Annotated in this window: 19 protein-coding genes; 6 read left to right on the top strand and 13 right to left on the bottom strand. The window is 66.6% G+C overall.

The features are described 5' to 3' along the window. Nucleotides 1–3 precede the first annotated feature (3 nt). From mazG to Q4F19_RS01730, 9 genes are all read right to left on the bottom strand, one after another. Nucleotides 4–720 (bottom strand): nucleoside triphosphate pyrophosphohydrolase, encoded by a 717-nt coding sequence (gene mazG / locus Q4F19_RS01770; RefSeq protein WP_303539933.1) that lies wholly within the window; start codon nucleotides 718–720, stop codon nucleotides 4–6. A gap of 127 nt (nucleotides 721–847) precedes the next feature. Beyond that, nucleotides 848–1,027, bottom strand: a complete 180-nt coding sequence (locus Q4F19_RS01765) for a hypothetical protein (protein WP_303539420.1) — start codon at nucleotides 1,025–1,027, stop codon at nucleotides 848–850. Next, nucleotides 1,024–1,791 carry an MBL fold metallo-hydrolase gene (locus Q4F19_RS01760; protein ID WP_303539419.1) on the bottom strand — a complete coding sequence of 256 codons (768 nt, stop codon included), beginning with the start codon at nucleotides 1,789–1,791 and terminating at the stop codon, nucleotides 1,024–1,026. Before Q4F19_RS01760 ends, Q4F19_RS01765 begins: the two co-directional genes overlap by 4 nt. After that, complete coding sequence (locus Q4F19_RS01755; RefSeq protein WP_303539418.1) at nucleotides 1,788–2,564, bottom strand: TatD family hydrolase; 777 nt, start codon at nucleotides 2,562–2,564, stop codon at nucleotides 1,788–1,790. Before Q4F19_RS01755 ends, Q4F19_RS01760 begins: the two co-directional genes overlap by 4 nt. Before the next feature lie 48 nt (nucleotides 2,565–2,612). Next, complete coding sequence (locus tag Q4F19_RS01750) at nucleotides 2,613–2,852, bottom strand: hypothetical protein (RefSeq protein WP_303539417.1); 240 nt, start codon at nucleotides 2,850–2,852, stop codon at nucleotides 2,613–2,615. A 37-nt stretch (nucleotides 2,853–2,889) separates the two neighbouring features. Further along, entirely contained in the window at nucleotides 2,890–4,425 is a 1,536-nt protein-coding gene (gene metG / locus Q4F19_RS01745) for a methionine--tRNA ligase (RefSeq protein ID WP_303539416.1), read from the bottom strand. 176 nt (nucleotides 4,426–4,601) lie between these two features. Beyond that, nucleotides 4,602–5,564, bottom strand: coding sequence for an AAA family ATPase (locus tag Q4F19_RS01740; protein ID WP_303539415.1), 963 nt, complete (start codon nucleotides 5,562–5,564; stop codon nucleotides 4,602–4,604). After that, entirely contained in the window at nucleotides 5,561–6,193 is a 633-nt protein-coding gene (tmk, locus tag Q4F19_RS01735) for a dTMP kinase (protein WP_303539414.1), read from the bottom strand. The genes Q4F19_RS01740 and tmk overlap by 4 nt, the downstream gene beginning before the upstream one ends. A gap of 24 nt (nucleotides 6,194–6,217) precedes the next feature. Further along, nucleotides 6,218–7,399 carry a D-alanyl-D-alanine carboxypeptidase family protein gene (locus Q4F19_RS01730; RefSeq protein WP_303539413.1) on the bottom strand — a complete coding sequence of 394 codons (1,182 nt, stop codon included), beginning with the start codon at nucleotides 7,397–7,399 and terminating at the stop codon, nucleotides 6,218–6,220. A 133-nt stretch (nucleotides 7,400–7,532) separates the two neighbouring features. On the opposite strand from Q4F19_RS01730, the gene Q4F19_RS01725 reads away from it, so the two are divergent. Then, nucleotides 7,533–7,697 carry a hypothetical protein gene (locus tag Q4F19_RS01725; RefSeq protein ID WP_303539412.1) on the top strand — a complete coding sequence of 55 codons (165 nt, stop codon included), beginning with the start codon at nucleotides 7,533–7,535 and terminating at the stop codon, nucleotides 7,695–7,697. A gap of 4 nt (nucleotides 7,698–7,701) precedes the next feature. Here the strand turns inward: Q4F19_RS01725 and Q4F19_RS01720 are convergent, their stop codons facing one another. The 4 genes from Q4F19_RS01720 to Q4F19_RS01705 form a co-directional block, all read right to left on the bottom strand. Beyond that, nucleotides 7,702–9,414 (bottom strand): heparinase II/III family protein, encoded by a 1,713-nt coding sequence (locus tag Q4F19_RS01720; RefSeq protein WP_303539411.1) that lies wholly within the window; start codon nucleotides 9,412–9,414, stop codon nucleotides 7,702–7,704. Next, nucleotides 9,414–10,076 carry a ribulose-phosphate 3-epimerase gene (gene rpe / locus Q4F19_RS01715; protein ID WP_303539410.1) on the bottom strand — a complete coding sequence of 221 codons (663 nt, stop codon included), beginning with the start codon at nucleotides 10,074–10,076 and terminating at the stop codon, nucleotides 9,414–9,416. Before rpe ends, Q4F19_RS01720 begins: the two co-directional genes overlap by 1 nt. A gap of 253 nt (nucleotides 10,077–10,329) precedes the next feature. Next, nucleotides 10,330–10,608, bottom strand: coding sequence for a hypothetical protein (locus Q4F19_RS01710; RefSeq protein ID WP_303539409.1), 279 nt, complete (start codon nucleotides 10,606–10,608; stop codon nucleotides 10,330–10,332). Beyond that, on the bottom strand, nucleotides 10,605–11,540 hold the full coding sequence (locus tag Q4F19_RS01705; protein ID WP_303539408.1) for an MlaA family lipoprotein: 936 nt from the start codon (nucleotides 11,538–11,540) through the stop codon (nucleotides 10,605–10,607). The genes Q4F19_RS01710 and Q4F19_RS01705 overlap by 4 nt, the downstream gene beginning before the upstream one ends. A gap of 93 nt (nucleotides 11,541–11,633) precedes the next feature. On the opposite strand from Q4F19_RS01705, the gene Q4F19_RS01700 reads away from it, so the two are divergent. The 5 genes from Q4F19_RS01700 (at nucleotide 11,634) to Q4F19_RS01680 (ending at nucleotide 18,566) form a co-directional block, all read left to right on the top strand. After that, the gene (locus Q4F19_RS01700; protein ID WP_303539407.1) at nucleotides 11,634–12,590 is read left to right on the top strand and encodes an ArsR/SmtB family transcription factor; all 957 of its coding nucleotides are present in this window, start codon (nucleotides 11,634–11,636) and stop codon (nucleotides 12,588–12,590) included. Further along, the gene (metF, locus tag Q4F19_RS01695) at nucleotides 12,590–13,537 is read left to right on the top strand and encodes a methylenetetrahydrofolate reductase (RefSeq protein ID WP_303539406.1); all 948 of its coding nucleotides are present in this window, start codon (nucleotides 12,590–12,592) and stop codon (nucleotides 13,535–13,537) included. Before Q4F19_RS01700 ends, metF begins: the two co-directional genes overlap by 1 nt. A gap of 154 nt (nucleotides 13,538–13,691) precedes the next feature. Beyond that, complete coding sequence (locus tag Q4F19_RS01690; RefSeq protein ID WP_303539405.1) at nucleotides 13,692–14,747, top strand: homocysteine S-methyltransferase family protein; 1,056 nt, start codon at nucleotides 13,692–13,694, stop codon at nucleotides 14,745–14,747. A gap of 113 nt (nucleotides 14,748–14,860) precedes the next feature. Beyond that, complete coding sequence (metH, locus tag Q4F19_RS01685) at nucleotides 14,861–17,536, top strand: methionine synthase (RefSeq protein ID WP_303539404.1); 2,676 nt, start codon at nucleotides 14,861–14,863, stop codon at nucleotides 17,534–17,536. Between the two features lie 64 nt (nucleotides 17,537–17,600). Next, nucleotides 17,601–18,566, top strand: coding sequence for a DUF2971 domain-containing protein (locus tag Q4F19_RS01680; RefSeq protein ID WP_303539403.1), 966 nt, complete (start codon nucleotides 17,601–17,603; stop codon nucleotides 18,564–18,566). Nucleotide 18,567 lies beyond the last annotated feature (1 nt).

Below are 18,567 nucleotides of genomic sequence, written 5' to 3'. Positions count from 1 at the left end.
GCGTCAGCCTCGCTTGACGCGCTGCCAGAGAGCTTCCTTGTCGGACAGCGACAGCGCCGGAAAGTCTGCGTCCGCATCCTCCATCGCCCGAAAGCGCCGCTCGAACTTGGCATTGGCCCCGCGCAACGCGACTTCGGGATCCACGCCGAGCTTGCGCGCATAGTTGACCGCCGAGAAGAGCAGGTCGCCCATCTCGTCCTCGCGCTCCGCGGCGGTCTCGGCCGCGTCGATTTCGTCGAGCTCTTCCAATATCTTGTCGCGCGCGTCGGTCGCATCGGGCCAGTCGAACCCCGTCCGCGCCGCGCGCTTCTGGAGCTTCTCGGCGCGCATCAGCGCGGGCAAAGCCAGCGCGACCCCGGCGAGCGCGCTCGGGTCGGCGGGCTTGGCCTTGCGCTCCTCCGCCTTGATCGTTTCCCACTGGACATGATCATTGCCACGTTCGCCGTCGCCGAAGACGTGCGGGTGGCGACGGATCATCTTGGTGGCGATCGCCTCGGCGACATCGGCGAAAGCGAACGCGCCAAGCTCTTCGGCCATCCTTGCATGGAAGACGACCTGGAGGAGCAGGTCGCCGAGTTCGTCCTTCAGCGCCGGCAGATCGCCGTTCGCGCATGCATCGGCGACCTCATAGGCTTCCTCGATCGTATAAGGCGCTATTGTCGCGAAACTCTGCTCGACGTCCCACGGGCATCCGCTCACCGGATCGCGCAGCCGCGCCATTACCGCAAGCAACGCGTTCAGCGCTTCGGCGGCGCGCTTTGGCTCGGCGACAGGGGCGAAGGGCTCGGGATCCGCGCTCACGTCGATCATCCTTCATCTTGATAATATATATTATGTAAAATTTAGATCAGATCGCGCGGTGCTGGACCCAGCTCACGATGACAGTCGCCACGACGATGATCGCGATCCAGATCGCCGCGATCCGCAGGCCCTTCCGCGGTTCGATCCCGCGCCGGACCAGCCCGCCGCCGACGAGCACCAGCACCATCACGCCCGCGATCAGCGACAGGATCTGGCTTTCGGTCATGCCGCGATCGCCTCCAGCCCGTCGAACCCCGGCTCGACGCCGGCGGGCAGCTCGGCCGCAAGTGTCGCATAATCCATCGTCTGGTCCATATGCGTGAGGATCGCGCGCTTCGGCGCCAGCCGCGCAATCGCGTCCAGGGTCATCGCCAGATGCGGATGCGTCGGATGCGGCTTATGGCGCAGCGCATCGACGATCCAGATGTCGAGCCCGGCGAACAGCGCCTCCATTTCGGGCGTGATCGCATGAAAATCGGTCGCATAGCCGATGCTCCTGCCATCCAGTTCGAAGCGCAGACCGAGCGATACGATCTCGCCATGCGGCATGTCGACGCTGCGGACGCGGATATCGCCGATCGTCGCGTCCCGCTCCAGGACATGGCCGGTCGCCGTCGCCGGATAGCCGAAGCGACCGTTGAACACATAGCCGAAGCGCTCGGCCAGCACCGCCAGCGTCTCCGCATTGCTATAGCCCGGGATCGGCGCGCCGCGGACATGGAAGAGCTGGCGCAGATCGTCGATGCCGTGCGTGTGATCGGCATGCTCGTGCGTCCAGGTCACCGCGTCGATCGCGCCAATCTCCGATGCGAGCAATTGCGTGCGCATGTCGGGGCCGGTGTCGACGAGGATCGTCGTCGTCGCGCTGCGGATCGCGATCGACGCGCGCGTCCGCCGGTTGCGCGGATCGGTGGGGTCACACAGCCCCCAGTCGCCGCCGATCCGCGGCACGCCCGAGGATGTGCCGCAACCGAGCACGATCGCCTTCATGCATGCGCCTTCGTGAACAAGCGGAAGAAGTTGGCCGAGGTCTGCCCGGCGAGCGTCTCGAGCTCGATCCCGCGCAATTTGGCGAGGAACGCGGCGGTGTCGGCGACGAACGCCGGCTCGCCGGTCTTGCCCCGATGCGGCACCGGCGCGAGAAACGGCGCATCGGTTTCGACGAGGATGCGATCCTCGGGCAGCTTCGACGCCGTCTCCGCCAGATCCCTGGCATTCTTGAACGTCACGATGCCGGAGATCGAGATATAGAGCCCGAGCTCCAGCGCCCTGGCGGCGAAATCGGCGCTCGCCGTGAAGCAGTGGATCAGGGCCGGGAAGGCCCCCTTCCCCATCTCCTCGGTCAGGATCGCGGCGGTATCCGCCTCGGCATCGCGCGTGTGGATGATGATCGGTAGCCCGGTCTCGCGCGCCGCCTCGATATGCGCGCGGAAGCTGGTCCGCTGCCGCTCCCGATCCGAATGATCGTAATAATAATCGAGCCCGCTCTCGCCGATCCCGATCACCTTGGGATGCGCCGCCGCCTCGATCAGTCGCGCCGCATGCATGTCGGGATGCGTGTCCGCCTCGTGCGGGTGGATGCCGACCGACGCCCAGACGTCGCTCTCGCGCTCGGCGGTCGCGATCACCGCATCCCATTCGCTCTCGCGCGTCGAGATGTTGAGCATCCCCGTCACGCCGCGCGCGCGCGCGCGCGCCAGCACGGCGGGCTGCTCCTCGATGAGGCCCTTATAATTGAGATGGCAGTGGCTATCGATCAGCATCGCGCCGGAATACGGGCGATGCCGCGGCGCGTCACCCGCCTTCTTGGCTCAGGCGGCGGGAAAATCCGGGCGCTCGGCCAGCGCGAGCACTTCGCCCACCGTCAGATAGCCCTGGCCGGGCACGTCGATGATCACGCGCGCGCGCTCGTCCGACGACATCGCCGCGACCTTGCCGACCATTTCGCCGAGCGTCCCGTCGGCCAGCGTGTCGAAATCGAACGCCATTTCGGATCCGGCGTCGGACCGTGCGTGCAGGACGGCGCGGCGGCCCCAATCGGTATCACTCATACGAAACTCCTGCCTCTCCGTAACTTATCGGTCGGTCTTAGGCCGGTTCTACCCAACGTGGGAAGATGCCCTGCGGCGGCGGCAACGCCGTGCCGGCCGCGAGCGGGCTCTTGAGCGCCGCGAAATCGCGCGCGTCCTGCGGCTGCGCGAGCAGGTCGAGCAAGGCATCCGCGCTCGCCGGGATCGCCCAGCGGACGAGGATCGCGAGCTGGCGGATCGTCTCGGCCGTCACGTACAGCACGCGATCGGCGGCTGCGGGATCGGTCTTGCGCAATGCCCAGGGCGCCTGCTCGGCGAAATAGACGTTGGCGGCCGAGACCGCGCCCCAGATCGCACCGAGCGCAGTGTGGATCGCCATCTCCTCCATGAAGCGGCCCGCCTCGTCCGCGGCCGCGTCGAGGTCCGCGAACAGATCGATATCGGCCTGCGCGAGCGCGCCGGGCTCGGGCACCACGCCGCCGCCATTCTTGGCGATGATGCTCAGGCAGCGTTGCGCCAGATTGCCGAGCCCGTTGGCGAGATCGGCATTGCAGCGCGTGACGATCGCCTCGTGGCTGTAGCTGCCGTCCGCGCCGAAGCTCACCTCGCGCAGCAGGAAATAGCGCAATTGATCGACGCCATAGGTCTCGGCCATGCCGATCGGATCGACGACATTGCCGACCGACTTGGACATCTTCTCGCCCTTGTTGAGCAGGAAGCCGTGGCCGAAAATCTGCCTGGGCAGCGGCAGGTCCGCCGACATCAGGAATGCGGGCCAATAGACCGCGTGGAAGCGGACGATGTCCTTGCCGATGATGTGCGTCGCGCCCGCATCCCAATATCGGGCGAGCGGGCCGCTGCGGTCGGGATAGCCGGTGCTCGTCAGATAGTTGGTCAGCGCATCGACCCAGACATACATGACGTGGCCTGGCGCATCGGGCACCGGCACGCCCCAGTCGAAGCTCGTCCGCGAAACCGAAAGATCGGTCAGCCCGCCGCGCACGAAGCTCGCCACCTCGTTGCGCCGGCTGTCCGGCTGGATGAAATTAGGCTGCTTTTCATAGAGTTCGAGCAACTTCTCGGCATAAGCCGAGAGCCTGAAGAACCAGCTTTCCTCGACCGTCCAGTCGACCGGCGTGCCCTGCGGCGAAAGCTTCTCGCCGCCCTCGCCCGCAACCAGCTCCTCCTCGCCGTAAAAGGCCTCGTCGCGGACCGAATACCAGCCTTCGTAGCGGCCGAGATAGATGTCGCCCTTGGCGACCATCGCCCGCCAGATCGCCTGGCTCGCTTCGTAATGGGCAGGCTCGGTCGTGCGGATGAAGCGATCGAACGAGATATTCAACACCTCGTCCATCCGCTTGAACTGACCGGACATTTCATCGGCGAGCGCGATCGGGGTGATGTCGCGGTTGCGCGCCGCCTGCGCCATCTTGAGACCATGCTCGTCGGTGCCCGTCGTGAACAGCACGTCGCGGCCCGAGAGGCGATGGAAGCGCGCGATCGCATCGGTCGCGATCGCCTCGTAGGCGTGGCCGATATGCGGGCTGCCATTGGGGTAGCTGATCGCGGTGGTGATATAGAAAGGGTCTGACATGAAGGGGCCTCTAGTCGGACGGGGGCAAAGGGGAAAGGTGGCGCGCCCCAGATCCTCCCCAGCAAGGGGAGGTGGCATCGCAGAGCGATGACGGAGGGGTGTCCGCCTCCCCGATAGCGTTACCCCTCCACCATCGCTGCGCGACGGTCCCCCTCCCCTTGCAGGGGAGGATTTGATCAGCCTGCCAGCTTCGCGAGCAGCCCCGCCATCTCGAACACGGTCGTCTGGCTGTCCATGCTGAGCCGCACCGCGCCGTCGGCGATCCCGCGCGCCTGCGTCCAAAGTGCGACCTTGCGATCGAGATCCGCGCCGCCTTCCCGCGCCGCCTGCGCGATCCGGCCCGGCGCGCGCTCGAGAAACGCCTCGTAGCGCGCCTGCGCCGCCTTGCCCGACAATTGCTTGGCGAGCGTCAGCCGCTGGAGCCCCGTCGCATCGCCCTCGCGCGCAATCCGGTCGATCGCGCGATCGAGCCCGGCGACGTCGAGCCCGGCGAAGCGGATCGCCTGTCCCGGCGCGCCCGCGGCGATCGTCGCCAGCGTCGCGATCTCGCCCGCATCCTGTTCGGGCAGGGCGATCCGCAGCACCCGGGCACTGTCCGCCTCGTCGAGCCCGGAGAAACGCAGCAGCCGGCAGCGTGAGCGGATCGTCGGCAGCAGCCGCCCCGGCGAATGGCTGACGAGAATGAAGATCGTCCCCGCGGGCGGCTCCTCCAAATTCTTGAGCAACGCATTGGCGCCCGCCCGCTCGAGATCGTCGACCGCGTCGATGAGGACCACACGGCGCAGCGACAGGCTCGGGCTCGTCGCGAACAGAGGCTGGAGCGCACGGACCTGATCGATCGGGATCGAGCGTGCCAGTTCCTCAGACTTATCCTTCGGAAGCCGCCGCAACATCCTGAAATCGGGATGCGATCCCGCGTGGAACAGATGCGCGATGCGATGCCCGTCCTCGACCGCGAAGTCGTCGCCGGTCGGCGCCGGGCCCGCCGCCGTCGCCAGCATCCACAAAGCCGCGGCGCGCGCGAATGTCGCCTTGCCGACTCCCTCCGGCCCCGCCAGCAGCCACGCATGATGCAGCCGGCCCGAGAGCACGGCCTCGCGCAGCGTCGCGACCTCGTCGGCATGCCCGATCAGGCTCATCCCACATCCTCGATCGCGTCGAGCAGACGCGCCGTCACCGTTTCGGCCGGCCCAGTTGCATCGACGATCCGCCAGCGCGCCGGATCGGCTTCGGCCAGCCGCCGGAATGTCCGCCCGACCGCGGTATGATAGTCGGCATCGCGCGCGCCGAACCGGTCCGACTTGCCGGCATCACGCGCCGCCTCGCGCGCCATCGCCTCCGCTTCGGGCAAGGCCAGCAGCAACGTCCGATCGGGCAGCAGTCCCTTGCTACCCACCGCGTGCAACGCGCGGATCGCCTCGTCGCCGAGCCCGTCCGCGCCGCCCTGATAGGCGATCGAACTGTCGAGAAACCGATCGCAGATCACCCACGCGCCCCGCGCGACCGCCGGGCGGATCGTCCGCGCGACGTGATCCGCGCGCGCCGCCGCGAACAGCAGCGCCTCCGCCTCCGCCGCCCAGCGATCGCCCGCGCCTTCCAACAGCAATTTGCGGATCGCCTCCGCGCCCGGGCTCCCGCCCGGCTCGCGCGTTTCGATCACCTCGCGCCCGGCCGCGCGCAGCGCCGCCGCCAGCGCACGCGCCTGCGTCGATTTGCCGACCCCTTCCCCGCCCTCGAGGCTGATGAAGCGGCCCCCCGGTCCGCTCACGACGCCAAGCTCACGATGTCGGGCTCACGATCCGCCGAACAGCCGGTGCACGCCGTTGCCGATCCGCCCGAAGAAGCCCGCCGCGGTCACGTCGTTCGCGGCGACGAGCGGCATCACCTGCGGCGGCCCGTCGCCCGTGCGCGCGACGAGATCGGCGACATGATCGCCCTTCTTGATCGGCGCCTTGAGCGGGCCGGTATAAGCCACCGTGAGCTTCACGTCCGAGGTCAGCCCCGCCGGGATCGTCACGGTCAAGTTCTTCGGCGCGACGAGGCCGACCGATCGCGCGGCACCCAGCTGCACCGGCGCGGTATCGACCTGCTTGCCCGCCGGGAAGAGCGGCTTGGCCTGCCAGGCGCGGAAGCCCCAGTTCATGAACGAGACCGATTCCGAGATGCGCTGGTTGAACGAATCGAGTCCCGCCAGCACCATCACGAGCCGCCGCCCATTCTGCTCGGCCGAGCCGGTGAAGCCATAGCCCGCCTCCTCGGTATGCCCGGTCTTGAGCCCGTCGGCGCCCGCGACGCGCCCGAGCAGCGGATCGCGATTGGCCTGCGTGATGTCCGCGCCCGATCCCAGCGTCTTGCCCCAGGTGAAATTGGGGCGGCTGTAGAAGGTCTTGTACATGTCCGGGTAATTCTGGATCGTCGCGGTCGCGAGCTTGGCCAGGTCGCGCGCGGTCACATAGGTCACGCCGTTGTCGGGCCAGCCGTTCGACGTTCCGAAATGGCTGTTGGTCAGCCCCAGATCCTTCGCCTTCTGGTTCATCACCGCGACGAAGGCGGGCTCGGTCCCGGCGATATGCTCGGCGAGCACGACGCAGGCGTCGTTGCCCGAGAGCGTGACGATGCCGAACAGCAGGTTCGCGATCGAGACCTGCTCGCCGACCGACAGGAACATCGTCGATCCGGCCGCCGGCCCGTGCCACTTCTTCCACGTCTCGGGCGAGACCGTCGCCATGTCGGAGAGCTTGAGCTTGCCCTGCTTCACCAGATCGAAGGCGACATAGACGGTCATCATCTTCGCCAGCGACGCGGGCGGCATCCGCCGATCGGCATCCTTGGCGTAGAGCGTCGCGCCCGACGACAGATCGACCATATAGGCGACCTTCGCGGGCGTGTCGTAGGGCGGCGCGGCGGCCTGCCCCGGCAGGACGACGAGGCCGCTCGCGGCGATCAGGAGGGCGGCGTTACGGAGACGCGTCATTGTGTGTCTGGCATCCTTGTTCTTCCGGGCAAGCTCTAACCCCGCCGCCGCGCCGATGCCAGCGCGCCGTCGCGCTCGGTGGATCGCGCGCCGCTCTCGCCCGTTAACTCCGCAAATCAGCGGAGAGCAGCATATGGACGATCCAGCCCTCAATCCCGGCGACGAAGCCGCGCCCGGCACCCCCGGCACCGGCGAGGATCTCTGCCCGATCTGCGGCGGGAGCGGCCATATCGACGGCGGCGACTGCGCCGAATGCGGCGGCAGCGGCAAGATCACGCGCGGCATCGGCGGCGGCTGAGCGCCTAGCGCACGCGCCGCAGCGACCAGCCGATCGCGGCGCCGTCCGGCGGCGTCTCGCTCGTGATCGCCAGCGCGTGCGCCGCGCGCGGCCGGCCGAGCGGATCGATCCACACGCTCGATTCCATCGTTAGCGTCCCGCTCTCGGCGCGGAACTGCCAGGCGCCGCCCTCGGGCGGGCGGATCAACGCGCCATGCGCATCGGCGGTCAGCACCGTCTCCAGCGCGGGCGCGAGGTGGAAGCGGATCACGAACGGCGTCGCCGCCAGCCCGCGCCGGCGCCCCGCGGGGACCAGCCGGTCGTCGCCCGACAGCGTCCGCCCGTCCGCCGACAAGGTCAGCGATCGCTCATGCCGGAAGCCGTGCCGCCGGACATAGCCGTCATGCGAGGCGACCAGCGTCATCCCGTCGCGCGCCTCGCTCCGCTCGAGATCGACCTCCCCCACCCCGCGCCCGAGCGAGCCGTCCTCGTGCAGCGCGGTCGAGTTGGTCTCGGCGAGGGTCAGCGTCGAATGCGCCGCGGTCGTCCGCAGCCCTTGCGCGAGCTCGCCCGGCAGGCCCGGCGCGCCGCCGCAATTGACGATCAACCGCTGCGCGCCTTCCGAGAGCTCGAAGGCGAGCGTCGAGGCGCAGCCGCCGCGGATCAGCGCGCCCGAAGGCGGCGGTGCTGCGTCCATCACCAACCGCGAGGCGCCCGCCTCCAGCCGCTGATATCCCCAGTCGCGCGCCGGTGACAGCGCCTCCGCGCGCACGCCCGAAGCCGCGACCGCCGCGGCGATCGCATGGGCGCTGCCCGGCCCGCCGCCCTGCCACGACGACAGTCCGCCATCGCCCAGGACGACCCCGATCAGCGCCGGCACAGCCTTCGCCAGTGCCCCCGACACCGCTGCCGGCATCGGCCGCGCACGCACCTCATAGACGGCGCGTAATTGCGCGAGCAGCTCGATCAGATCGAGCTGCATCGCCGGCACGCGCGTCGCCAGACCGCCATCCTCGTGCAGCGCTTGCGTCAGCGCGCGCGCCAGCCCCGCTTCGCCATGCGCGGTGCGCAAATCCCCGCCCGGAATGAGCAGCCCCGCCGCGATGACGCCCGACCAGGCGGCGATCCGCGCGACGCCCTGCGGCACGCTGTCCGCCGCGCGATCCAGATGCCGCGCGCCGCGTGCGAGCGTGTTGAGCAGGGTCTTGCGCAGCTCCTCGTCGCCCGAGCTGAGGAGATAGGGCGCATAAGCGGTCCACAGCAGGATCCGCCGCCCCCACAGATCGGGCCGCCAGGCAGGATCGGCGACGGTGCGCGCATGTTCGGCGAGCCAGGTCCGTGCGATCGCCTCGGCGACGGGCGCACCCTCTTCGCGCGAAGCGGCGGCCGCCAGATCGCGCAGCCAGCCGAAACTGTGGCGATATTCGGCGAAGCCCGCGCTGTGCCCGCCGCGCTTGAGGCTGTCGATCGGCACGCGCTCCTGTCCGAACAGCATCGCGCCGTCCATCAGCGCGCGCCCGGCCTTGGGCCGTCCGGGGATCGGATCGGCGGGCACGTCGATCAATTGCAGCGGGTAGCGTCCGCTCAGCCGCATGCTGTGGATCGGCGATCGCCAGGCGAGCCGGTGCAGCCGCTGGTTGAGCCGGTCGGCGAGCGACAGACCGCGCGTGCCGTCGCCGCGCAGCCGCCGGCGCTCGACGCTGTGCGTCTCGTCCTCGTCTCCGCCCGAACCGGCCATCAGGCCCCGCGCAGGCCCGCAATGTTGGCGGCATAAGCCGAAGGCCCGCCGCGAAAGGTCGCCGTCCCCGCGACGAGCGCGTCGGCGCCCGCCGCGACGATGCGCGCCGCGTTGCTCGCATCGACCCCGCCGTCGACTTCGAGATCGATCGCCTTGCCCGTCTTGTCGATCGCCTTGCGGATCGCCTCGATCTTGCGCAGCTGGCTCTCGATGAAGCTCTGCCCGCCGAAGCCGGGGTTGACGCTCATCACCAGCACCAGATCCAAATCCTCGAGCAGATAATCGAGCATCTTGGCGGGCGTCGCCGGATTGAGCGAGACGCCCGCGCGCTTGCCGAGCGCCTTGATCCGCTGGATCGTCCGGTGCGTATGCGGCCCCGCCTCGGGATGGATCGTGATCGTGTCCGCGCCGGCCTCGGCGAAGGCATCGAGATAGGGATCGACCGGCGATATCATCAGGTGGACGTCGAACAGCTTGGTCGTGTGCGCGCGCAGCGCCTTCACCACCGCCGGGCCGATCGTGATGTTGGGCACGAAATGCCCGTCCATCACGTCGACATGGATCCAGTCGGCGCCGGCCGCGTCGATCGCGCGAACCTCCTCGCCCAGCTTCGCGAAATCGGCGGAAAGGATGGAGGGGGCGATGCGGACCGGCTGTTGCATGCCCGGGCCTGTAGCCGAGCACGGGGGCGGAACCAACGTCCCGTGGCGCGCGGCCTCCACTAAGCTGTGAGTATCTCGTCCGGCGACATCCGCGCGCTTTATAAACCCGTCCGTCCTGAGCTTGTCGAAGCCTGTCCTGAGCGACTGCCGCAGGCAGGCAGTCGAAGGGGACTGTTTTGCTTTTTGCTGACTAGGAAGAACGGTGCTTCGACAAGCTCAGCACAAACGGGGGAAAGATGGCGCGCAAAGGCTGCTAGCGCTCGATCCCGTTCTCCGGAAGCTCGTCGGGCAGCGCAGGTTCGTCGGAGCGTGCGTCCGTCCGGCGTTTCGGCGAAGGGGCATCGGCCGCCCGCTCGGCCGCCGGCAGCGGCGTCCGCGATGCGTCCTCTGCTGCGGAGATGTCCGCCAGAGCCTTGGCCGATGTCCGTGCCTGCGCCTCGGCCGCTGCGTCGGCGGGCAGCGCGTCGGGCTTCGATCGCTGGCAGCCGGCCAGAGCCACCAGTGCCAGCACCAGCGGTACGGCGCGCCTCACTTGGGCGGTTCGGCCGGGGCCGTCGCCGGCGGGGTCGTTTCCGCGGCGGGCGCCGGCGCTGCGATTGTCGCTGCGTCCGTCGCGCCTGGAGTTGCCGTCGCGCTGTCGACGGCCTCGGTCGCCGCCGTCGGTCCGGTCCCCGCATCGCCGATCGGCGTCGGCACCGTATCGCCTGCGGACTGGTCGTCGTCCGCCGGCCCGGCATCCTCGAACGAATTCTCCTGGTCCAGGATCGCCGCGCGCCGGCGCTGGAGATAGGCCGAGCGCGCCGTCGCATAGGGATCGAGGCTGCTCTTGAGGAAGGCGTCGCCCCCGCTGTCGGTCAGCTGCGACCGCGCGTCGATCACCTGGAGCGCGCGATAGCCGAGCACCGCCTTGTTCGGGATATCGGACTCGCGGATGCCGACATTGACCGGATCCGCGGCGAAGGCGACGCCCGAGCCGACGCCGTCGCGCAGCGTCGATGGCCCCAGCAGCGGCAGCACCAGATAGGGCCCGCCATTCACGCCCCACTTGGCCAGCGTCTGGCCGAAATCCTCGGGCGCCGCCTGGATCCCCTCCCGGCTCGCAATGTCGAACAGGCCGCCGATGCCGAGCGTCGTGTTGATCACGAAGCGGCCGAGATTCTTGACCGCGCGCTTGGGTTTGCCCTGCAGCATGTTGTTCACGAACGACCAGGGCTCGGTCACGTTCGAGAAGAAGTTGCTGACGCCGCTGCGCACGGGCTTCGGCGCGACCGCGCGATACACGCTCGTCACCGGCTTGATGACGACCTTGTCGGCGGCCATGTTGACGCCCCAGACGCCGCGATTGAATTTCTCGAGCGGATCGCGCTGCGCCAGCCGGTCCTGCCCCGGCACGGTCGCGCAGCCGCCGAGGAGAAGCGCGAAGGAAAAGGCGGCAATACGCGGAGTCGAACGGCTTTTGATCATGCGCGCGGCGCTGCCATAGGCCCTGCGACCCGACAAGGCCTTGACCACATATAAAGACATCTTTATATCTCGAATCCAGGAGATTTCTGGACGATGCCCGCGCCCCTCGCCGTCTTCCGCGCGCTTGCCGATCCGACCCGGCTCCGCATCGTCGCGCTCCTGCGCCAGATGGAGCTGTCCGTCGGCGAACTCGCGCAGGTGCTCGGTCAGAGCCAGCCGCGCGTCTCGCGCCACGTCAAGATCCTCGCCGATGCGGACCTGTGCGATCGCCGCCGCGAGGGCAGCTGGATCTTCCTCGGGCTCGGCGCGGCCGCGCGCCACGGACCTTTGCTCGCCGCGATCGACGGATGGGAAGACCCGTCCGCCGAGCGTTGGGCGATCGCCGATGCCGCGCGCCTCGCCGCCGTCCGCGCCGATCGCATGGCGGCCGCCGAGACCTATTTCAATCAGCATGCCGCCGAATGGGACGCTATCCGCTCGCTCCATGTCGCCGAGGCGCAGGTGGAAGGTGCGATCGTCGATCTGCTCGATGCGCCGCTCGGCCGGCTCGTCGATATCGGCACGGGCACCGGACGGATGATCGAATTGCTGCTCGATCGCGCGGACAGCGCGGTCGGCATCGATCGCAGCCCCGAAATGCTCCGCCTCGCCCGCGCCAAGGTGCCGCAGGACGGGCGGGTGCGCACCGAGCTGCGCCAGGGCGACATGTACGCGCTCCCGATCCTCGATGCCGGTGCGGACACGGTCGTGCTCCACCAGGTGCTCCATTATGCGCAGGCCCCCGCCGCCGCGATCGCCGAGGCCGGCCGCACGCTTTCCGACGAAGGCCGGCTGCTGATCGTCGATTTCGCCGCGCATGATCGCGAGGAATTGCGCGAGCGCGATGCGCATGTCCGGCTCGGCTTCGACGATGCGCAGATCGAAAGCTGGTTCGATGCCGCCGGGCTCGATCTCGCCGCCACGCGCGAATTGCGCGGCGGCGAGCTTACCGTCAAACTCTGGCTCGGCGCACGTCGCGTCGAAAGCCGCCACCTGAAGGCCGTCGCGTAATGGGACTTTCGCTCACCCAGCTCCACGAGGCGCAAAGCGCGCTCGCAGCACCTCTCTATGCGGACGTCGCCGGCGATATCGGCGTCTCGTTCGAATTCTTCCCGCCCAAGTCGGAGAAGATGGAAGAGACATTGTGGGCCGCGGTCCAGACGCTCGCGCCGCTCGAGCCGCGCTTTGTGTCGGTCACCTATGGCGCGGGCGGCTCGACGCGCGAACGCACCCACCAGACCGTCGCGCGCATCGTCCGCGAGACCCATATCCCCGCCGCCGCGCATCTGACCTGCGTCGATGCGACGAAGGACGAGATCGACCAGATCGCGCGCGAATATTGGGAAGCCGGCGTCCGCCACATCGTCGCGCTGCGCGGCGATCCGCCGCGCGCCGGCGAGAAATTCGTCAGCCACCCCGGCGGTTACGAGAATGCCGCCGCGCTCACCGCCGGCCTCAAGAAGATCGCGCCGTTCGAGATTTCGGTCGCGGCCTATCCAGAATGCCACCCGGATTCGGCCAATGCGCAGCATGATCTCGATAATCTGCGCGCCAAGATCGATGCCGGCGCCGATCGCGCGATCACCCAGTTCTTCTTCTCGGCCGAGACCTTCTTCCGCTTCCGCGATGCGGTCGCCGCCGCCGGCATCGATGCCGAGATCGTTCCCGGCATCATGCCCGTCTCCACCTTCGCGGCGACGAGCCGGATGGCGGCGATGTGCAACACCGATGTGCCCGAATGGATGGCGCGGCTGTTCGATGGCCTCGAGGATCACGCCGCCGCGCGCCAGTTGGTCGCCGCGACGATCGCCGCCGAACTGTGCCGCAAGCTCTATGCCGGCGGCGTCCGCCAGTTCCACTTCTACACGCTCAACCGCGCCGAGCTTGCCTATGCGATCTGCCACCTGCTGGGCAAACGCCCGGCCAAGGCGGACAAGGCGCTGGAAGCGGCGGCGTAAACACTGCACCCAACCGCTCATCCTGAGGAGCCATTGAGCCTGTCGAAATGGCGTCTCGAAGGACGAACACGACGGTGATGGTCCTTCGAGACGGGCCTTCGCCAAGCTCAGTCCCTCTTCAGGATGAGCGGACAATTAGTTCAAGGATCGTCATATGACCCCCTCCGCCATCGCCGCCGCCTTCCGCGCCGAAGCCGCCAAGCGCGTGCTCATCACCGATGGCGCGTTCGGCACGATGATCCAGAACTACAAATTGCAGGAGGCCGATTATCGCGGCGCCTACGCGCTCGAGCTCGATCAGAAGGGCAATAACGATCTGCTCGTCCTGACCCGCCGCGACGTCGTCGACACGATCACGCGCCAGTATCTCGATGCCGGCTCGGACATCGTCTCGACCAACACGTTCAACGCCAACACGATCAGCCAGGAGGATTATGGCGCGGTCCATCTCGTCCGCGAGATGAACCTCGCCGCCGCCGATATCGCGCGGCGGGCCGCCGACGATTATGCCGCAAAGGACGGCCGCCCCCGCTTCGTTGCCGGCGCGATCGGGCCGACCAACAAGACGCTGTCGCTCTCGCCCGACGTCAACGATCCCGGCTATCGCGCGATCGAATATGACGATCTCAAGAATGTCTACAAGGACCAGGCCGGCGCGCTGCTCGACGGCGGGGTCGACTTCATCCTGATCGAGACGATCTTCGACACGCTCAACGCCAAGGCCGCGATCATGGCGGTCAAGGAAGTCGAAGAGGACCGCGGCGCCGAGATTCCGGTGATGATCTCGATGACCGTCACCGACATGTCTGGCCGCAATCTCTCGGGCCATTCGGTCGAGGCCTTCTGGTCGAGCGTGCGCCACGCGCACCCGCTGACCGTCGGGCTCAACTGCGCGTTCGGCGCGGACCTGCTCCGCCCGCACGTCCAGGTCATCTCGCAGATCGCCGACGCGCTCGTGATGGTCTATCCGAATGCGGGCCTGCCCAACGATCTTGGCGCCTATGACGAGCAGCCCGAGACGACCGGCGGCTTCATCCGCGAATGGGCCGAGCAGAGCCTCGTCAATGTCGTCGGCGGCTGCTGCGGCTCGACCCCGCCGCACATCGCCGCGATGGCCAAGGCTGTGGAAGGCTATGCGCCGCGCCCGGTGCCGACCAACAAGCCGGTCCTCAAGCTTGCCGGCCTCGACCCGTTCGTGATGGCGGCGTAACGCCTTCGCGACTTTAACCCGTTCGTGCTGAGCGTAGTCGAAGCACGGGCCATATGTGACGCCGCCTGAAGCACGTCCTTCGACTTCGCTCAGGACGAACGGAGAATGAGTTCTTGACCACCCCCACCGCCACCTTCGTCAATATCGGCGAGCGCACCAACGTGACCGGCTCCGCGGCGTTCAAGAAGCTCATCATGGGCGGCGATTATACCAAGGCGATCGAGGTCGCCCGCGCGCAGGTCGAGAATGGCGCGCAGGTCATCGACGTCAACATGGATGAGGGGCTGCTCGACGCGCATTACGCGATGACGACCTTCCTCAAGCTCATCGCCGCCGAGCCCGATATCGCGCGCGTGCCGGTCATGATCGACAGCTCGAAATGGTCGGTGATCGAGGCGGGCATCAAGTGCGTCTCGGGCAAGCCGATCGTCAATTCGATCAGCATGAAGGAAGGCGAGGCCGAATTCCTCAAATATGCGCGCAAGGTGATGAATTACGGCGCAGCCGTCGTCGTCATGGCGTTCGACGAGACCGGCCAGGCCGACACCAAGGAGCGCAAGATCGAGATCTGCGAGCGCGCCTACAAATTGCTGATGGGGATCGGCTTCCCGCCCGAGGACATCATCTTCGATCCCAACGTCTTCGCGGTCGCCACCGGCATCGAGGAGCATAACAATTACGGCGTCGATTTCATCGAGGCCACGCGCGAGATCCGCGCGCGCTGCCCGCACGTCCACATCTCGGGCGGCCTTTCCAACCTGAGCTTCTCGTTTCGCGGCAATGAGGTCGTCCGCCGCGCGATGCACTCGGTGTTCCTCTATCACGCCATCCCCGCGGGCATGGACATGGGCATCGTCAACGCCGGGCAGCTCGACGTCTATGACCAGATCGATCCCGTGCTGCGCACCGCCTGCGAGGACGTCATCCTCAATCGCGATCCCGAGGCCGGAGAGCGCCTCGTTACGCTCGCCGAGAGCTTCCGTGGCACCGATGCCGTCGCCGAAAAGGCCGCCGAGGAATGGCGCGGCTGGGAGGTCGTCAAGCGGCTCGAACATGCCTTGGTCAAGGGCATCGACGCGCACGTCGTCGCCGATACCGAGGAGGCGCGGCTGGAGATCTTCAACCGCGGCGGCCGCCCGATCGAGGTGATCGAAGGCCCGCTGATGGACGGGATGAACGTCGTCGGCGATCTGTTTGGCTCAGGGAAAATGTTCCTGCCCCAGGTCGTCAAGTCCGCGCGCGTGATGAAGAAGGCCGTCGCCCACCTGCTGCCCTTTATCGAGGCGGAGAAAGTCGCGGGCACGCGCGCCAAGGGCCGAATCATCATGGCGACCGTGAAGGGCGACGTTCACGATATCGGCAAGAACATCGTCGGCGTCGTCCTCCAGTGCAACGGCTACGAGGTCATCGATCTCGGCGTGATGGTCGCCTGGCCCAACATCCTGAAGGCCGCCAACGAGAATGACGCCGACATGATCGGCCTGTCCGGCCTCATCACCCCCTCGCTCGACGAGATGGTCACCGTCGCCGAGGAGATGCAGCGCTCGGAGATGACGATGCCGCTGCTGATCGGCGGCGCGACCACCTCGAAGGTCCACACCGCGCTCCGCATCGCGCCCAAATATGACGGGCCCGTCGTCCACGTCCTCGATGCCAGCCGCGCCGTCGGCGTCGCCTCGACGCTGATGAGCGACACGCAGCGCGACGCCTTCGTCCTCAAGACCGCCGACGAATATGAGGCCGTCCGCATCGCCCGCGAAGGCAAGCCGCAAAACCTGCTCGCCACGCTGGACGAAGCGCGCGCCAACGGCTTCGGCGCCGATTTCGCGCAAAAGCCCCCCGCCCCCCGCCACCCCGGCCTCCACGTCTTCGACGACTGGAGCCTGGAGGACCTGCGCGCCTATATCGATTGGACGCCCTTCTTCCGCGCGTGGGAACTGGCCGGCAACTTTCCCGCTATCCTCGACGATGCGGTCGTCGGCGAAAGCGCACGCAGCCTTTACGCCGATGCGCAGGCGATGCTCGACACGATCATTGCCGAGAAATGGCTGACCGCGCGCGGCATGGCCGGTCTTTGGCCGTGCCGCCGCCATGGCGACGACGTGATCGTCCATCCCGATCATAGCGCCGAGACGGACGCCATCGCGCCCGCCGCGGCGAATATCCTCGCCGCCGCCCACGTGCTGCCCGAGCATGAGGTGCGTCTGTCTTTCCTTCGCCAGCAGATCCGTAAGCGTGAAGGCCGTCCGAATATGTGCCTGGCCGACTTCATCGATCCGGCGGGTGACTGGATGGGCGGCTTCGCCGTGGGTATTCATGGCATCGATCCGCACATCGCCCGCTTCCAGGCCGAGCATGACGATTATCGCGATATCCTCTTGAAGGCGCTCGCTGACCGCTTTGCCGAGGCGTTCGCCGAGCGGCTCCACCTGCATGTCCGCACCGATCTGTGGGGCTATGCCGAGGGCGAGCAGCTGACCAACGAGGCGCTCGTGAAGGAGCAGTATCGCGGCATCCGCCCCGCGCCGGGCTATCCCGCCTGCCCCGATCACAGCCTGAAACCGATTCTGTTCGATTTGCTGGGCGCAGAAGACGCGATCGGCATCTCGCTGACCGAAAGCTTCGCGATGCTCCCGACCGCGGCGGTCTCGGGCTTCTATTTCGGCCACCCCGACAGCCAGTATTTCGGCGTCGCCCGCATCGGGCAGGACCAGGTCGAGGATTATGCGGGGCGGCGCGGCATCGATCTGCCGACGGCGGAGCGGTATTTGCGGCCCAATCTAGACTAGCACAGAGGGCATCAGCTTATTAATGATGTAGCGTAAGTTTCATTACTGGGAGGCATTTGCTAAAGTGGCTGAGCAAGACGCGATTAAGCAATTCGCGGATTTTGCCTTCCCTTATGCCAATGATCGCTTTGCCGAGGTAGCGGCAAAAGGCCTGAAAATGGCTCATTACACTACCGCTGAAGCGGCTGCCTTAATTCTTGGAAATCAGAGCCTTTGGCTTCGCAACGCTGCTTTAATGAACGACTTTTCGGAAGTTGCCTATGGAAACGCATGTTTGGAGCAAAGCTTTTCATCTGGATTAGGCGCGAGGTTGCAAGCGGCAATAGACGTTGTTCATCCCGGGCTTTTTAGAAATGTTACGGAACGAATAAATAACGTCGATGTACACACCCGAACGCATACTTACCTGACTTCATTGTCAGCTCATAATCAAGAAAGTCAGCTTGGCCGACTTTCGATGTGGAGAGCCTATGGTGGGCCTACGTCAGGGGTTGCCATAATCTTCAATACCGAGGTTTTCGCTCACGACAGTGACCGCTTGGGCGCCTATTCGAGCCCTGTACTGTATGGAGGAGTGACTGAGTTTAGCCGCGAACTAGTTCGCGTGATCGAAAATATCGAAAATAACAGACACGTTCTCGCGCAGGTTCCGTTTGATAATGCAGCTTCGATTTTATTCAATTCCTTGCAGTTTTCGACGTTGTCGACAAAGCATCCTGCCTTTGAGGAGGAGCAAGAGTGGCGGGTGATTCATCACCCGCTCTCCGAGCCATCGGCATTCATATCAACCTGTACCCGAACGATTAGAGGCATTCCTCAGATGATCTGCGAGGTTCCGCTCCGCGATCAGGTAGGTTTGAATATGCCTTGGCTCGATTTAAATCGATTGCTTTCGCATGTCATCATAGGCCCGTGCGTCTATCCAAAGCAGGTAGCTTGGGCCTTTCGTGAGATTTTGCGTGAGATTGGCATCGCAAACCCCGACAGCCGTATCGCAATTGCAAATATTCCATTGCGCCAAAACGGATAGC

This window comes from Sphingomonas natans, from assembly GCF_030546695.1.
In the GTDB taxonomy this organism is placed as follows: Bacteria; Pseudomonadota; Alphaproteobacteria; order Sphingomonadales; family Sphingomonadaceae; genus Sphingomonas_I; species Sphingomonas_I natans.
The sequence above is the reverse complement of the archived record's forward strand: the minus strand, read 5'-3'. Positions and strand labels throughout refer to the sequence as shown.